General features: G+C 72.2%; 11 protein-coding genes and 1 riboswitch. Of the genes, 3 read left to right on the plus strand and 8 right to left on the minus strand.

What is annotated here, in order from left to right; translation table 11 throughout:
- Positions 1-88 precede the first annotated feature (88 nt).
- From ACIQV3_RS07470 to ACIQV3_RS07485, 4 genes are read right to left on the minus strand one after another with little or no spacing between them, the layout of a single operon-like run.
- Positions 89-739: a thymidine kinase gene (locus ACIQV3_RS07470; RefSeq protein WP_362632219.1), complete on the minus strand. Its 651-nt coding sequence runs from the start codon at positions 737-739 to the stop codon at positions 89-91.
- 59 nt (positions 740-798) lie between these two features.
- Positions 799-2,004, minus strand: a complete 1,206-nt coding sequence (locus ACIQV3_RS07475; protein WP_403710669.1) for an alkaline phosphatase family protein — start codon at positions 2,002-2,004, stop codon at positions 799-801.
- Positions 2,004-2,609 (minus strand): DUF5998 family protein, encoded by a 606-nt coding sequence (locus ACIQV3_RS07480; protein WP_403710671.1) that lies wholly within the window; start codon positions 2,607-2,609, stop codon positions 2,004-2,006. The genes ACIQV3_RS07475 and ACIQV3_RS07480 overlap by 1 nt, the downstream gene beginning before the upstream one ends.
- Positions 2,610-2,657: 48 nt before the next feature.
- Complete coding sequence (locus ACIQV3_RS07485) at positions 2,658-5,567, minus strand: GNAT family N-acetyltransferase (protein ID WP_403710673.1); 2,910 nt, start codon at positions 5,565-5,567, stop codon at positions 2,658-2,660.
- A gap of 185 nt (positions 5,568-5,752) precedes the next feature.
- Between ACIQV3_RS07485 and ACIQV3_RS07490 the strand changes: the two genes are divergently transcribed.
- A complete protein-coding gene (locus ACIQV3_RS07490; protein WP_327304159.1) occupies positions 5,753-6,034 on the plus strand; it encodes an HPr family phosphocarrier protein in 282 nt (93 codons plus the stop codon).
- A 365-nt stretch (positions 6,035-6,399) separates the two neighbouring features.
- On the opposite strand, the gene ACIQV3_RS07495 is transcribed toward ACIQV3_RS07490, so the two are convergent.
- From ACIQV3_RS07495 to ACIQV3_RS07510, 4 genes are all read right to left on the minus strand, one after another.
- Complete coding sequence (locus ACIQV3_RS07495) at positions 6,400-7,065, minus strand: GntR family transcriptional regulator (protein WP_403710675.1); 666 nt, start codon at positions 7,063-7,065, stop codon at positions 6,400-6,402.
- 181 nt (positions 7,066-7,246) lie between these two features.
- Entirely contained in the window at positions 7,247-8,041 is a 795-nt protein-coding gene (locus tag ACIQV3_RS07500) for a M23 family metallopeptidase (RefSeq protein WP_403710677.1), read from the minus strand.
- Positions 8,042-8,053: 12 nt separating this feature from the next.
- Positions 8,054-8,213, minus strand: a riboswitch (cyclic di-AMP (ydaO/yuaA leader).
- A gap of 204 nt (positions 8,214-8,417) precedes the next feature.
- Positions 8,418-9,785: a M16 family metallopeptidase gene (locus tag ACIQV3_RS07505; RefSeq protein ID WP_403710881.1), complete on the minus strand. Its 1,368-nt coding sequence runs from the start codon at positions 9,783-9,785 to the stop codon at positions 8,418-8,420.
- A gap of 32 nt (positions 9,786-9,817) precedes the next feature.
- Positions 9,818-11,188: a M16 family metallopeptidase gene (locus tag ACIQV3_RS07510; protein ID WP_403710679.1), complete on the minus strand. Its 1,371-nt coding sequence runs from the start codon at positions 11,186-11,188 to the stop codon at positions 9,818-9,820.
- A 280-nt stretch (positions 11,189-11,468) separates the two neighbouring features.
- Between ACIQV3_RS07510 and ACIQV3_RS07515 the strand changes: the two genes are divergently transcribed.
- Positions 11,469-13,925, plus strand: coding sequence for a DNA topoisomerase (ATP-hydrolyzing) subunit A (locus tag ACIQV3_RS07515; protein ID WP_403710681.1), 2,457 nt, complete (start codon positions 11,469-11,471; stop codon positions 13,923-13,925).
- 117 nt (positions 13,926-14,042) lie between these two features.
- The gene (locus tag ACIQV3_RS07520) at positions 14,043-16,136 is read left to right on the plus strand and encodes a restriction endonuclease (RefSeq protein WP_403710683.1); all 2,094 of its coding nucleotides are present in this window, start codon (positions 14,043-14,045) and stop codon (positions 16,134-16,136) included.
- Positions 16,137-16,149 lie beyond the last annotated feature (13 nt).

Below are 16,149 nucleotides of genomic sequence, written 5' to 3' on the forward strand. Positions count from 1 at the left end.
TTGCATCCCTCCAGCGCCGGTCAGCGTCCTGGAACAACACGCTACCGGGGCCCCCACCGGTTCCCCCAGGCCCCCAGGGAGGGCCCCCTCAGGCGTGGTTGACCGGGAGGACGTCCGGGGAAAGGGCACCGGCGTGGGCCGCAGCGCTCGTCATCCGCTTGCGGTGGTGGCGGCGGCACAGGACCTCGTAGCCGATCTCCTCCGCCGGACGGTTCACGTCACCGACCACCACCTGGGCGCCCTCCACCACCATTTCGCCGCCCACCGTGCGGGCGTTGTGCGTGGCACGAGCGCCGCACCAGCACAGGGCCTCCACCTGGAGCTGTTCCAGGCGGTCCGCCAGCTCGATCAGGCGCTGCGAGCCGGGGAAGAGTTTGGTGCGGAAGTCCGTCGTGATGCCGAAGGCGAAGACGTCCATGTCGAGGTCATCGACGATGCGGGCCAGCTGGTCGATCTGCTCGGGCGCCAGGAACTGGGCCTCGTCCACGATCACGTAGTCCGCCTTGCCGCCCTTGGAGAGCTGGGCGACGAGGTACGCGTACAGGTCCATGCCCTCCGGCGCCTCCACCGCCTCCGTCACCAGACCCAGGCGGGAGGACAGCTTGCCCTCGCCCGCGCGGTCGTCACGGGTGAAGATCACGCCCTGCAGGCCCCGCGCGTCACGGTTGTGGGCGATTTGGAGCGCCAGCGTGCTCTTTCCGCAGTCCATCGTTCCGGAGAAGAACACCAGCTCGGGCATGGGGAGTACAGGGCCTTTCGAGGGAGGAGGTGCAGGGGAGAGGTAGTGGGGGCCGCGCGTCAGGAGCGGACTTCGAGCAGCGGGACGAGCTGCTCGGCCGGGGTCATGGAGCCGTGCATGCCCGCGAGGGCGGACTCGTTGGGCTCGGCCCGCGAGGCGGTGATCGCCACGTCGGCCTGGGCGGCGGCGATCACGTCGCCGATGCGGCCGTGGACCCGCTCGTCGCATTCGCCCGGCGCCCCGAACCAGCCCAGGTCCAGGGCTTCCGCGCGGCTCGCGACCCAGAAGCGGTCGCCGAGGACCTCGCGCCAGACGGTCAGGACGTCGGCCTCGGCTCCGGGTACGGCGTACACGTGCCGGGCCCGGCCCTCGCCGCCCAGCAGGGCCACGCCGGCGCCGAGTTCCCAGTCGTCGTCGTAGTCGATGCGGGAGTCCTCGTCGAAGGGGACGTCCACCATGCCGTGGTCGGCGGTCACGTACAGCGCGGTGCGGGGAGGGAGTTGCTCCGCCAGCCGCTGCACCAGCCGGTCCACGTACATGAGCTGGCCGCGCCAGGCGTCGGAGTCGACGCCGTGCCGGTGCCCGGCCCCGTCGAGCTCGCTGTAGTACGTGTACACGAGCGAGCGGTCGCCTGCCGCGAGCCGCTCGGCCGCGAGGTCCATGCGCTCCTCGCCGGTCATCCGGCCGAGGAAGGTGCCGCCGCTCAGCGCGACCTTCGTGAGCGGGGTGGTCTGGAAGGCGGGCGAGGACACCTGCGCCGTGGCCACCCCGGCCGCGTCCGCCTGCTGGAAGACGGTCGGGTACGGCTGCCAGGGCTTGGGCGGGGTCCACGGGTGCCAGCGGAGCTGGTTCATCAGTTCGCCGGTGGCCGGGTTGCGCACGGTGTAGCCGGGCAGGCCGTGCCGGGCGGGCGGCAGGCCGGTGCCGACGGAGGCCAGCGAGGTGGCGGTGGTCGCCGGGAAGCCCGCGGTGATCGGGCGGCCGGTGCCGCCGCGCGAGGTGGCGAGGAGGGAGGTGAGGTACGGGGCTTCGTCCGGGTGGGCCTTGATCTGCTCCCAGCCCATGCCGTCGACCAGGAACACGCAGTTGCGGTCGGCCGGGGTCAGCTCCGCGATCGAGGCCTCGAAGCCGGGCACGCCCTGGCCGGCCACGAGGGTGGGCAGCAGGTCGGCGAGCGAGCCGGTGCCGTAGTGCGGCACCGGGGCTCCGGCCAGGTCCAGCAGCTCGGGCTCGTCCTGCCAGCTCTGCGCGGCGGAGTACGCCATCAGCGGGCGGTGGTGGAGGTGGCTGCTGTGGCTTCGGAGAGCGCCTGCGCGAAGACCAGGGTCTGGCGCACCGCCTCGGGGCCGTCGCCGGCCTCGCTGACGCGCAGGCTCAGGTCGTCGGCGGTGGAGTTGCCGGTGTACCCGTGGTCGGCGTCGCAGTTCTGGTCGCCGCAGGCGGCGGGCTCCAGGTCGATGCGCGAGACCGCGCCCCAGCCGATGGTCAGGACGACCTCGCGGGGCAGGGTGCCGGGAGTGTAGGACTCCGGGTTGGCGACGACGCGGCTGAGCACCACGGAGGAGATGCTGGCCAGCTTGACCGACTCGGTGGAGGTGGTCGCGTACGGGGAGGGGGACCCGGCGTCGGCGGCCTGCTCGTCGGTGTGGCTGACGATGAAGCGGTTGCCGGTCAGGACCAGCACGGTGACGTGCCGGCGCACCTCGTTGGAGTCGAAGGTCGTCTCCTGGTGGACCAGGTACGACGAAATCGGCTCGCCGCCCACCGCGGCCTCCACGGCCTCGGCCACGAGGGCCGGGTAGTAGCCGCTGCGCTCGATCGCCGTGCGCAGCCCCTGGGTCGTCGTACCGGATTTCGCCATGAGGTCCATCCTAAGGCCCGTACGGGGCACCCCGGCCGCCCTGGGGCCCGTCGGACCTCAGTAGCTGGGCAGGGTTCGCGGGCCGAGGTCGTCGCGGGCGGGCGGGTGGGCGACGCGGACCGTCGCGCTGAGCACGGACAGCCCCTCGGTGGCGACGACGACGGGCTCCAGGGCGACCCCGACCACCTCGGGGTGGTCGTCGACGAGGCGGGACAGCCGCAGGAGCAGTTCCTCCAGGGCGGGGGTGTCCACGGGGTCGCTGCCGCGCCAGCCGAAGAGCAGCGGAGCGGTACGGATCGAGCGGATCAGGCTCGCCGCGTCCTTGTCCGTGGCGGGAACCAGCCGGTGGGCGGTGTCCCCGAGCAGTTCGGAGGCGACTCCGGAGAGCCCGAAGGACAGGACGGCGCCGGCGGCGGGGTCGATGACGGAACGGATGACGGTGTCGACGCCCCGGGGCACCATCGACTGGACCACGGGGAGCAGCTCCTGCGGCTTGCCCAGCGCGTGGGTGAGCTCCTCGTACGAGCGGCGCAGCTCGGCCTCGGTGGTGAGGTCGAGGCGGACGCCGCCGAGGTCGGCGCGGTGGCGCAGGTGCGGGGCGGTGGTCTTGAGCGCGACGGGGTACCCGAGGACGCCCGCGGCGCGGACGGCGGCGTCGGCGCTGGGGGCCGGGAGCGTGGAGAGCACCCGGATCCCGTACCGGGCCAGCAGCTCGCGGGCATCGGGGTCGTCCAGGGTGGCCACCTCCTCCCCCACTCCGGCCAGCAGGCGGGAGAGCTGCCCGGCGGCTCCGGTCTCGTCGATGTCCTCGAACTCCGGCACCTGCCCGACCTCGGCGACGCCCCGGCGCCACTGCCCGTACCGGACGGCTTCGGCGACGGCCTTGACGGCCCGCTCGGCGGCGGGATAGCTGGGGATCCGGGCGGTGCCGGGAGCGGGCGCCGCCGCGCCGCCGGAGGCCGGCTCCGGGTGGAAGGGCGCGGCGGGCACGGTGTCGGTAGGGGCTGCGGGCACGGTGTCGACGCCGGCCCCCGTCTCGGGCAACGCTGCGGACCCTGCCGCCAGAGCCGCCAGAGCCGTGGCGGGCGTCGGCAGCGCCGCGGGCAGCGCGTTCGCGAGGTCCGTCGCGGCGGCCGGCGCCGTGGCCGCCGAGAGCGCCTCCGCGAGGGCGCCCAGCTCCACGTGGACCACGGCCACCGGCTTGCCGGGGTGCGCGGCGGCGGCCGCCCGCAGGGCCTCCGCCAGATCGTCGGCGAGCGCGTGCTCGCTCACCCACGGGATCGCGGTGACGACGACGGCGTCGGTGTCCGGCGAGGCCAGCGCCGCGGAGACGGCCGTACGGAAGTCCTCCGGCGAGGCGGCCGTGGTCAAGTCGAGCGGCGGCAGCGGCCGCAGCCCCTCCGTGAGGCAGGCGTCGTAGGTGAGGACCCCGAGCGATTCGGAGTTGCCGAGGATGGCCACCCGGGGCCCGGCCGGTACGGGCTGGGAGGCCAGCAGCAGGCCGACGTCCACCAGCTCGGTGACCGTGTCGACCCGGATGACGCCGGCCTGCCGCAGCAGCTCGGAGACCGTCGCCTCGGGCAGCCGGGTGCCGGGGACCACGTGTCCGGCGGGGGTGTGCCGGCCTCCCTTGGCGACGACCACGGGCTTGACGGCCGCGGTGCGCCGGGCGAGCCGGGTGAACTTCCTCGGGTTGCCCAGGGTCTCCAGGTACATGAGCGCCACGTCGGTGGCCTCGTCGTCGTACCAGTACTGGAGGATGTCGTTGCCGGAGACGTCGGCCCGGTTCCCGGCGGAGACGAAGGAGGACAACCCCTCCCCGCGCCGCAGCAGCCCGGAGAGCAGCGCGATGCCGATCGCCCCGGACTGGGTGAACAGACCGACCCGGCCCCGCGCGGGGGCCGGAGCGGGGGCCAGGGAGGCGTTCAGCTCCACCTCGGGGGCCGTGTTGATCACCCCGAAGGCGTTCGGTCCGATCAGCCGCATCCCGTACGAGCGCACCTGGCGCACCAGTTCGCGCTGGCGGGCCATGCCCTCGGCCCCGCTCTCCCCGTATCCGGCGGACAGCACGACCAGCCCCTGCACCCCGTGTTCGCCGCAGGCCGCCACCGCGTCCGGGACCCGGTCGGCCGGGACCGCGATGACGGCGAGGTCGACCGGGGCGCCGACGGCGCCGAGCGTGGGGTAGGCGCGTACGCCGTCGAGCAGATCGCGGGTGACCGCCTCGTTGACGGCGTAGAGGTGGCCGTGGAAGCCGCTGTCGCGCAGATTGCGCAGGGCCGCCGCGCCCACGCCCGCGAGGGAGCGGCTGACGCCGATCACCGCCACCGAGCCGGGGGACAGCAGCCGCTGGACGGAGCGGGCCTCGGCGCGCTGTTCGCGGGCGCGCTGGACGGCGAGGGACTCGGCGGTCGGTTCGAGGTCGAGGGTCAGGTGGACGGAGCCGTCCTCGAAGCTGCGCTTCTGCTGGTAGCCGGCGTCCGTGAACACCTTGATCATCTTGCTGTTGGCGGGCAGCACCTCGGCCGCGAAACGGCGGATCCCCCGCTCGCGGGCGACCGCGCCGATGTGTTCGAGCAGGGCGGAGGCGACACCGCGTCCCTGATGGGCGTCCTGGACGAGGAAGGCGACCTCGGCCTCGTCGGAGGGTCCGGCGGCCGAGCGGCCGTCGGCGCCGATCCGGTCGTAGCGGACGGTGGCGATGAACTCTCCGCCGATCGTCGCGGCGAGGCCGACCCGGTCCACGTAGTCGTGGTGCGTGAAGCGGTGCACGTCGCGGTCGGAGAGCCGGGGGTACGGAGCGAAGAACCGGTAGTACTTCGACTCGTCCGAGACCTGCTCGTAGAAGCTGACCAGCCGGCCCGCGTCAGCGGTGGTGATGGGCCGGATCCGGGCCGTCCCGCCGTCCCTGAGGACGACGTCGGCTTCCCAGTGGTCCGGGTACGAGGGGTCGGACTCGGTCGTCATGGGGTCACCTTAAGGCGCGAACGGCTCGACTGGCCCGGGCGCGGCGCATCAGGCAAGCTGGCTCGAATAAGGGCAAGCTGGGGCAGGTCGAACGGCGGGAAACTCGGGCCGAAGGTCGGTTCGACCATTCCGGGCGTCGTGAGAGACTGGTCTAGACAACCCGTAAGAACCTGAAGGGCATCACCATGGCAGAGCGCCGCGTCAACGTCGGCTGGGCCGAGGGCCTGCACGCTCGTCCCGCCTCGATCTTCGTCCGCGCGACGACCGCTTCCGGCGTCCCGGTGACCATCGCGAAGGCCGGCGGCGACCCCGTCAACGCCGCCTCCATGCTGGCAGTTCTGGGCCTGGGCGCCCAGGGCGGCGAGGAGATCGTCCTCTCGTCCTCGGCCGATGGCGCCGAGGCCGCGCTGGACCGCCTCGCGAAGCTGGTCGCCGAGGGTCTCGAGGAGCTCCCCGAGACCGTCTGACCCTTCGGGTTCGACCCGCAGGACTTGCTGGACTTGTTGTACCTGTTGCACCCGTCGCACCTGTTGTGCCTGTTGCACTTGCACGGCGAAGCCGTTGCCCCCGACCGATGAGGCCGGGGGCAACGGCTTCGCTGCTTTCGTACGGGGAATGCGGTCGGCTCGCCTTGCCCGGCGGCCCGGACGGACGGACGGGTATACGTACGCCCCCATTCCGGCGCCCCCATTCCGGCGCACCCCATTCCGGTGGCCCGAATTCCGGCAGTCGAATTCCTGCGGCACAGTGACACCCGGGGCGCGGGTCATGAAAAGCGGGGCGCGGGCGCGAATTACCGGCCCGAATATCCCCCCTTTGTATACGGCGTTTGTTAATGCGGAACGCTCGCCGTGTTTACGGCAGGTTGCAAAGTCCTCACGCGCATCCGGTGCGCCCCCGCCGCCCGGTCCACGTGGGCCGCGGTCAGCGCCCGGGCCCGCTCGGCGTCGCCCCGGGCCACCGCGTCCACGATCGCGCCGTGCTCCGCCCAGGACTCCGCGGGCCGCACCGGGGCCTCCACCACGTACATCCAGGCCACCTTGTGGCGCATCTGGGTGAGCAGGGCGATGAGCCCGGGGCTGCCCGAGGCCTGGGAGAGCGTCTCGTGGAACCAGCCGCCCAGGGAGCGCAGATCCTCCCCCTGGCCCCGCCTGGCCCGCTCCTGGCCCAGCCTGACCAGGCCCCGCAGCACCTTGAGGTGGGCCTCGCTGCGGCGTCTGGCCGCCCGGGCGGCAGCGAGGGGCTCCAGGAGCATGCGCAGCTCCAGGAGGTCGGCCGCCTCCTGCTCGGTCGGCTCGGCCACGCAGGCGCCGGCATGCCGGCGGGTGGTCACGAACCCCTCGGACTCCAGCGTGCGCAGCGCCTCGCGGACCGGAACGCGCGAGACTCCGTACCTTCGGGCCAGCACTTCCTCGGTCAGCCGGGCGCCGGGCCCGAACACCCCGGAGACGATGTCTTCGCGGATCGCTGTGCATACCGTGTGCGCGGGAATACGCAAGACCGGACCTCCGCCTTTTTCGTATGACTGTGCGCGGTGCGACTCTATTGCAACACACGATAATTTCCGAGGACGGCCGGAAATACGAAACATTCACACACGCGGAGCGCGAAACACGACGAAGGCCCCGGCTCTCAAAGAGCCGGGGCCTCCGCGGAAGACGTGCGGTGGGGCGAGCGGGTCAGATGCTGACGCCGTGCGAGCGCAGGTACGCCACCGGGTTGATGTCCGAACCGTAGTCGGCGCCGGTGCGGGCCTCGAAGTGCAGGTGCGGGCCGCTGGAGTTGCCGGTGGAGCCCGACAGGCCGATCTTCTGGCCCGGGACGACCTGCTGGCCGACGGAGACGCTCAGCGAGGACATGTGCCCGTACTGGGTGTACGTGCCGTCGGCGTGCTTGATGACGACGTTGTTGCCGTACGCGCCGCCATAGCCCGCCTCGACCACGGTGCCGAGACCCACGGCCTGCACCACGGTGCCGGAGGCGGCGCGGAAGTCGATTCCCGTGTGGCTGCCGGAGGACCACATGCCGCCACCCGCGTGGTACTGCGTGCTGATGGAGGTGTTGTCGAGCGGCGACACGAAGGTGTTGAGGCGCTTGCGCTCCTCTTCGCGGGCGGCACGCTCGGCGGCCTCGCGCTCGGCCTTGGCCTGGGCTTCGGCCTTCGCCTTGGCCTCGGCGGCCCGCTGGCGGGCGTCGGCCTCGGCCTGCGCCTTGGCGGCGGCGGCCTCGGCGGCCCGCTCCTGGGACTGGGCCTGGGCCTCTACGTCACCGGCGAGCTCGTCGGCCAGCACGATGGTGTTCAGGGCGCCGGTGTCCTCCACGGAGGGGGACTTGTCCGCGGCGAACGCGGGGCCGGCCAGGGAGCCTACGACGCCGGTGGCGGCGAGGGCGGCTATGCCGGCGTAGCCGGCGGTCTTGCGGCTCAGACGGCTCGAGCCACGGTGCTTGCCGGCGGCACTACTGCCAAACGCCATGAAGGGGCTGATCCTTTCCTTCCCTCTCGCCTACCGGGTTAGCTGACGGGTTCGGAGCAGGAAGGTCTCCTACGGGCCCCCTCTTGCGAGGCGGTCCGATTCACCCCAGGGACACAAGTGGGTCCCCGGCTCCCCAGGCTCGCGCCTGACGGGGACTCGGCGATCGCTGCCCGGTGCCGCGGACGCGGCGTTTACAACTGACGGACAGCACGGCCGACGCTAGGCGGATCATCAGCCAATCACCAAACAGACACGCTCTTTTGTTGCGTACGCCACACCACATACAAGCAACCACACCAGAAAAGAGACAAGGAGCCCAAAAGGGACCCCGGCGGACAAACCACCGGAGCCCCTTCAGTGACAGGCCAGTTGGCGATCAGTTGGCGACCACGGTCACTTCACCGATCCCGAGGGCCCGTACCGGCTCCTCGATCAGCGAGGCGTCCCCGACCAGGACCGTGACCAGACGGTCCACCGGGAAGGCGCTGACGACCGCCGAAGTGGCCTCCACCGTCCCCGTTTCGGCCAGCCGCGCGTACAACTGCGCCTGGTAGTCGTCCGGGAGCTCCTGCTCGACCTGGTCGGCGAGCGTGCCCGCGACGGAGGCGGCGGTCTCGAACTTCAGCGGGGCCACGCCCACCAAGTTCTGCACGGCCACGTCCCGTTCGGCGTCGGTCAGGCCGCCCTCCGCGAGGGTGCGCAGCACCGTCCAGAGGTCGTCCAGGGCCGGGCCGGTGTTCGGCGTGTCCACCGAGCCGCTGATGGCGAGCATCGAGGCGCCCTTGCCGTCGGCCGTGGAGCGCAGCACCTGGCCGAAGGCGCGCACGCCGTACGTGTACCCCTTCTCCTCGCGCAGCACCTTGTCCAGCCGGGAGGTGAGCGTGCCGCCCAGGCAGTACGTGCCGAGCACCTGGGGCGCCCAGACCCGGTCGTGCCGGTCCGCTCCGATGCGGCCGATCAGCAGCTGCGTCTGGACCGCGCCGGGCCGGTCCACGATGACCACGCGGCCCGTGTCGTCGGCAGTGATCGGCGGGACCGGGCGCGGGGCGGTGGTGTCACCGGTCCACGCGCCCAGGGTGTCGGCCAGGACGGCGTCCAGGTCGATGCCGGTCAGGTCGCCGACGACCACCGCGGTGGCGGTCGCGGGGCGCACGTGGGCCTCGTAGAAGGCGCGTACGGCCGCGGAGTCGATGCGGGCGACCGTCTCCTCGGTTCCCTGACGCGGGCGGGACATCCGCAGGGAGGCCGGGAAGAGCTCCTTCGAGAGCTGCTTGGCGGCGCGGCGCTGCGGGTTGGCGCTCTCGTGCGGGATCTCGTCGAGCCGGTTGCGCACCAGGCGGTCGACCTCGGCGTCGGCGAAGGCCGGTGCGCGCAGCGCCTCGGCGACCAGCCCCAGCGCCTTGTGCAGGCGGGAGGCCGGGACCTCCAGGGAGACCCGCAGGCCGGGGTGGTCGGCGTGCGCGTCGAGGGTGGCGCCGCAGCGCTCCAGCTCGGCGGCGAACTCCTCGGCGGAGCGCTTGTCGGTGCCCTCGGACAGGGCGCGGACCATGATGGTGGCCACGCCGTCGAGGCCCTCGGGCTCCGCGTCGAGCGGGGCGGTGAGGTTGATCTCGACGGCGACGACCTGCTGGCCCGGGCGGTGACAGCGCAGCAGGGTCAGGCCGTTGGCCAGTACCCCGCGCTCGGGGGCCGGGAAGGCCCACGGCTGCGGCTCGCCGGCCTCGGGGCGCGGGTGGAAGGTCATCGTGACGGCTGCGGTGCCGGCTGCGGTGTCGCTCACTGCTCCGCCCCCTCGTTCTCGTCGCTCGCGCCGGTCGCGTCGGTCGCGTCGGTCTCTTCGATGTCATCCGCGGCGATCGGCTCGTAGACGAGCACCGCCCGGTTGTCGGGGCGCAGTCGGGCCGCGGCCACGGCCTGCACCTCCTCGGCAGTGATGTCGAGGACGCGCTGGACGGCGGTCAGCGCCAGCTGCGGGTCGCCGAACAGCACCGCGAAGCGGCACAGTTCGTCGGCGCGGCCGGCCACCGTGCTCAGCCTGTCCAGCCATTCGCGCTCCAGCTGGGCCTGTGCGCGCTCCATCTCCTCGGCCGTCGGGCCCTCGGCGGCGAACCGCGCGAGCTCCTCGTCCACGGCCGCCTCGATGGCGGGCACCTCGACGCCGCTGGAGGTCTTGACGTCCAGCCAGCCCAGCGAGGGCGCGCCGGCGAGACGCAGCATGCCGAAGCCGGCCGCGACGGCGCTCTGGTCGCGGCGCACCAGCCGGTTGTGCAGACGGGAGGACTCGCCGCTGCCCAGGACCGTCAGCGCCACGTCGGCGGCGTCGCACTCGCGGGTGCCGTCGTGCGGGAGGCGGTAGGCCGCCATCAGCGCGCGGGCCGGGACCTCCTCGATGATCTCCTCGCGCAGCTGCCCGCCCATGATCTCGGGCAGCGAACCGTCGCGCGGCGGCTGCTTGCCGTCGTGGCCGGGGATGGTGCCGAAGTACTTCTCCACCCAGGCGAGCGTCTTCTCGGGGTCGATGTCGCCGACGACCGAGAGCACGGCGTTGTTGGGCGCGTAGTACGTACGGAAGAACGCGCGCGCGTCCTCCAGGGACGCGGCGTCCAGATCGGCCATGGACCCGATCGGGGTGTGGTGGTACGGGTGGCCCTCCGGGTAGGCCAGGGCCGTCAGCTTCTCGAAGGCCGTGCCGTACGGGACGTTGTCGTACCGCTGGCGGCGCTCGTTCTTGACGACGTCGCGCTGGTTCTCCATGGACTCGTCGTCCAGGGCGGCCAGCAGCGAGCCCATCCGGTCCGCCTCCAGCCACAGCGCGAGCTCCAGCTGGTGCGTCGGCATCGTCTCGAAGTAGTTGGTCCGCTCGAAGCTGGTGGTCCCGTTGAGGGAGCCGCCGGCTCCCTGGACCAGTTCGAAGTGGCCGTTTCCGGAGACGTTCTTCGACCCCTGGAACATCAGGTGCTCGAAGAGGTGAGCCAGGCCGGTACGTCCCTTGACTTCGTGGCGCGAGCCGACGTCGTACCAGAGGCAGACCGCGGCGACCGGGGTCAGGTGGTCCTCGGACAGCACCACGCGCAGGCCGTTGGCCAGCCGGTGCTCGGTCGCTGTGAGGCCGCCGGAGCCGGCGTGAGCTGTGGCCGTGTGACCCATGGGCATGTGGTCCCTTCGATCGCGATGCAGAGATTCCTGTCAGACCTGCCACTGTATGCAAGCGTGTCGCCGGGCGGAGAAGTTCCCGGCCCAGTCCTGGGTCGGAGTCGGCGTTGTCGGTGCCTCGGGCCACAATGGTCCGCGTCACCCCTGTCCGAAACCGCCCGCCCGACCGTCCCAGCCCCGCCCCAGTCCCGTACCAGCTCCGCCCAGTCCCGTACCCGCCCCACCCCGTGAGAGCTCAGCTCATCCCGATTCTTGGTTAAGGAGCCGCGCAGCGATGGCCCGCCGCAGCACGAAGACCCCGCCGCCGGAGGATTTCGAGGAGAAGATCCTCGACATCGACGTCGTCGACGAAATGCAGGGCTCCTTCCTCGAGTACGCGTACTCGGTGATCTACTCCCGCGCCCTGCCCGACGCCCGCGACGGCATGAAGCCGGTGCACCGGCGCATCGTCTACCAGATGAACGAGATGGGCCTGCGCCCCGACCGCGGCTACGTGAAGTGCGCCCGTGTCGTCGGCGAGGTCATGGGCAAGCTGCACCCGCACGGCGACGCGTCGATCTACGACGCCCTCGTGCGCATGGCGCAGCCCTTCTCCATGCGGCTCCCGCTGGTCGACGGCCACGGCAACTTCGGCTCGCTCGGCAACGACGACCCGCCGGCCGCGATGCGGTACACCGAGTCGAAAATGGCCGACGCCGCCTCGCTGATGACGGACGGGATCGACGAGGACACCGTCGACTTCGCCGCGAACTACGACGGCCAGGAGCGCGAACCGGTCGTCCTGCCGGCGGCTTACCCGAACCTGCTGGTCAACGGCGCGTCCGGCATCGCCGTGGGCATGGCCACCAACATGGCCCCGCACAACCTCGGCGAGGTCATCGCGGCCGCCCGCCACCTGATCCGCTACCCGGACGCGGACCTGGAAGCGCTGATGCGCTTCGTACCGGGTCCCGACCTGCCCACCGGCGGCCGGATCGTGGGCCTCGCGGGCATCAAGGACGCCTACGAGAACGGCCGCGGCACCTTCCGGATCCGGGCCACGGTGGCCCTGGAGGACGTGACCCCGCGCCGCAAGGGGCTGGTCGTCACCGAACTGCCCTTCACGGTCGGCCCCGAGAAGGTCATCGCGAAGATCAAGGACCTGGTCGGTTCGAAGAAGCTCCAGGGCATCGCGGACGTCAAGGACCTCACGGACCGCTCGCACGGCCTGCGCCTGGTCATCGAGATCAAGAACGGCTTCCACCCCGAGGCCGTCCTGGAGCAGCTGTACAAGCTGACGCCGATGGAAGAGACCTTCGGCATCAACAACGTCGCGCTGGTCGACGGGCAGCCGCTGACGCTGGGCCTCAAGGAGCTGCTGGAGGTCTACCTCGACCACCGCTTCGAGGTCGTGCGCCGGCGCAGCGAGTTCCGCCGCGGCAAGCGGCAGAGCCGCCTGCACCTCGTCGAGGGCCTGCTCGTGGCGCTGCTCGACATCGACGAGGTCATCCGGATCATCCGGGACAGCGACAACTCCGCGCAGGCCAAGGAGCGCCTGATGGAGCGCTTCTCGCTGAGCGAGATCCAGACCCAGTACATCCTGGACACCCCGCTGCGCCGGCTCACCCGCTTCGACCGGATCGAGCTGGAGTCCGAGCGCGACCGGCTGGCCGGGGAGATCGACGAGCTGACCGGGATCCTGGACTCCGACAGCGAGCTGCGCAAGCTGGTCTCGGCGGAACTGGCCGCGGTGTCGAAGAAGTTCGGCACGGAGCGGCGTACGGTGCTGCTGGAGTCGGCGGGGACGCCGGTCGCGGCGGTTCCGCTGGAAGTCGAGGACACCCCCTGCCGGGTGCTGCTGTCCTCCACCGGACTGCTGGCCCGCACGCCGAACGCCGAGCCGCTCCCCGAGGAGGAGGGCGGCGCCCGCGCCAAGCACGACCTGATCGTCTCGCAGGTCGCGGCGACCGCGCGGGCGGACATCGGCGTGGTCACCTCGTACGGGCGGCTCCTGCGGCTGTCGGTGATCGACCTGCCGCAACTGCCCGACACCCACGCCGCGCCGAACCTGGCGGGCGGCGCCCCGGTCACGGAGTTCCTCTCCGGACTGGAGGCGGACGAGAAGGTCGTCTGCCTGACCTCGCTGGACGAGTCGGGGCAGGGCCTGGCGCTCGGCACCGAGCAGGGCGTGGTCAAGCGGGTCGTGCCGGACTATCCGGCCAACAAGGACGAGCTGGAGGTCATCACCCTCAAGGACGGTGACCGGATCATCGGAGCGGTCGAGCTGCGCACGGGCGAGGAGGACCTCGTCTTCATCACCGACGACGCCCAGCTGCTGCGCTACCCGGCCGGCCAGGTCCGCCCGCAGGGCCGCCCGGCGGGCGGTATGGCGGGCATCAAGCTCGCGGACGGCGCCAAGGTGATCCACTTCTCGGCGGTGGACCCGGCGCGCGAGGCCGTGGTGTTCACGGTGGCGGGCTCGCACGGGACGCTGGACGACTCGATGCAATCCGGGAAGCTCACCCCGTTCGACCAGTACCCGCGCAAGGGCCGGGCCACCGGCGGGGTGCGCTGCCAGCGCTTCCTGAAGGGCGAGGACATCCTGCTGCTGGCCTGGGCGGGCGGATCCCCGGTCCGCGCGGCCGCGGCGAACGGCACCCCGGCCCTGCTGCCGGCCGCCGACCCGCGCCGGGACGGCTCGGGCACGGCCCTGCCGGCCGTGGTGGCGGCGCTGGCGGGGGCCGCGCTGTAGGAGCTCCCAGGTCATTCGGGTGGTGCTGCCGTGACGACCGGGCGGACGTACCACCCGAATGGCGACTAGTGTTTTCCCCCTTGGCACTGTCGGGTGGGGCGGGGAGACACAGAACTGATGAGTCGTCGGTCGGGCGGATTGATCAGTGACTGGGCGGAAGCCCAGCGCCGGACGCAGCAGACGCAGCTGATCCAGCAGCGTGAGGCCGAACGCCGGCAGCGGACGTACGAACGGGACGTGGCCCGGGGTCAGCGCCAGCAGCAGGCCGCCTACAAACAGCACCGCGAGGCCGAGGCCCGGCGCGCGACCGAGCGCCTCGATGCCCAGGTCGCGGCCCTGCAGGGACTGTTGGCCGCGGGCTGCCGGGCCCCGGCGTTCCGGCTGGCAGGCCTCGTCAGGCCCGAGCGGCTCGAGCCCTTCGATCCCGGGACCCTGGCACAGCCCGTACCGCTGCCGCAGCTGCACCACTTCCAGCAGCAGAGCAGCGGCTGGACGCTGGGCTCGAACCGGCGGGCGCAGGCGGAGCGGGAGGCGCACGCCCGGTACACGCAGGCCTGGCAGGCCGCTCAGGCCGCCGAGGCGCAGCGGCAGCAGCAACTGGCGGCGTACCGGCAGCAGTACGACCGCTGGGCGGCCGAGCAGCTCGCCGGGATCCGCGGGCACAACGGCGGGCTCACCGAGCTGGCCGGGGCGCTGCGCGCGGGCGACGCGGAGGCCGCGGTGGAGTACTTCTCGGCGGCCCTGTACGCCTCGGCAGGCTGGCCGGAGAACCTGCCGCGACAGGTGTCGGCGGCCTACGACCCCGCACGGCGCCAGCTCGTACTGGACTGGGAGCTGCCCGGTTACGAGGTGGTGCCGGAGGCCAAGTCGGTGCGGTACGTACCGAGCACGGACCAGGACAAGGAGACGGCCCGTCCGGCCACTCAGCGGCGGGCGGTCTACCGGGATCTGCTGGCGCAGTGCGTGCTGCTGGTGGTGCGCGATCTGTACGCCGCCGACGAGTTCGGCGTGCTGGAGTCGGTCGTCGTCAACGGTTTCGTGGACGCCCACGATCCGGTGACGGGACGGGAAGCGCAGCTCGTACTGGCCTCGGTGTCGGCGGCGCGGTCCGCCTTCACCGGGCTGCGACTGGAGCTGGTGAGCGCGGTGGACTGCCTGGTGGAGGGGCTGGGCGGGCAGTTGTCGACGCGGCCGGACCAGTCGGCCGCCGTCCGCCCGGAACGCCGGCCCGGTGAGGTCGGCGGTGTCGTCAGCCACGGCGGGCATGCGGGCCGCGACGAGGACGAGGACGAGCCGGACCTCTTCGCGATGGACCCGATCGCCTTCGAGAACCTGGTCGCGGAGCTGTTCCGGGCCATGGGCATGGAGGCGGTGACCACGCAGCGGTCCGGCGACGGCGGCGTGGACATCGAGGCCAACGACCCGTCCCCGATCACGGGCGGGCGGATCGTGGTGCAGGTCAAGCGCTACCGCAACACCGTGTCACCGACGGCGGTCCGGGATCTCTACGGCACGGTGCAGGACAAGGGTGCGAACAAGGGGGTGCTGGTCACCACCGCGACCTTCGGGCCCACCTCGTACACCTTCGCCAACGGCAAGCCGCTGGAGTTGGTTCCCGGGGCCGCGCTCGTGGAGCTGCTGCACCGGCACGGGCTGCGCGGCCGTCTCGGCCCGGGCGCGGCGCCCTCGATACCGGCCCAGCGGGCGGCCGAACCGGAGCCCGCCGCGGACCACAACGTGCTCGGCATGTCCTGGGCGGGGTCGGTCGCGCTGGACGTGTGCGCGCTGGTCTGCGAAGGCAACCGGGTGCTGAGCGAGGACCACTTCGTGTTCTTCAACAACCCGAACACCCCGGACGGTTCGGTACGGACCCACGCGCACGCGGCGCCCGACAAGGCGGCGCTGCTGGTCTCCTTCGACGCGTTGCCGCAGCGGGCCGACCGGCTGGTCCTCGTCGCCGCGGTCGACCCGGAGGTCAATCCGCACGCCGATCTGGCCGGCTTCACCGACGCCCGGATCCGGTTGCTGGGGGCGGGCGGTGAGGAGCTCGGCCGGCTGGAGGTCTCCGACGGCCGCGCCGGCGAAACCGCTCTGGTCCTCGGCTCCTTCCGGCGCCGCCCCGGCGGCGACTGGGACTTCGTCCTCGGCGGCAAGGGCTACCGGGACGGCCTGGCACCCCTGCTCGGCGACTTCGGCATCGAGGTCGCCTGAGCGCCGCCGGCCG

Origin of the sequence: Streptomyces sp. NPDC099050, from assembly GCF_044759865.1 — a bacterium.
Classification (GTDB): domain Bacteria; phylum Actinomycetota; class Actinomycetes; order Streptomycetales; family Streptomycetaceae; genus Streptomyces.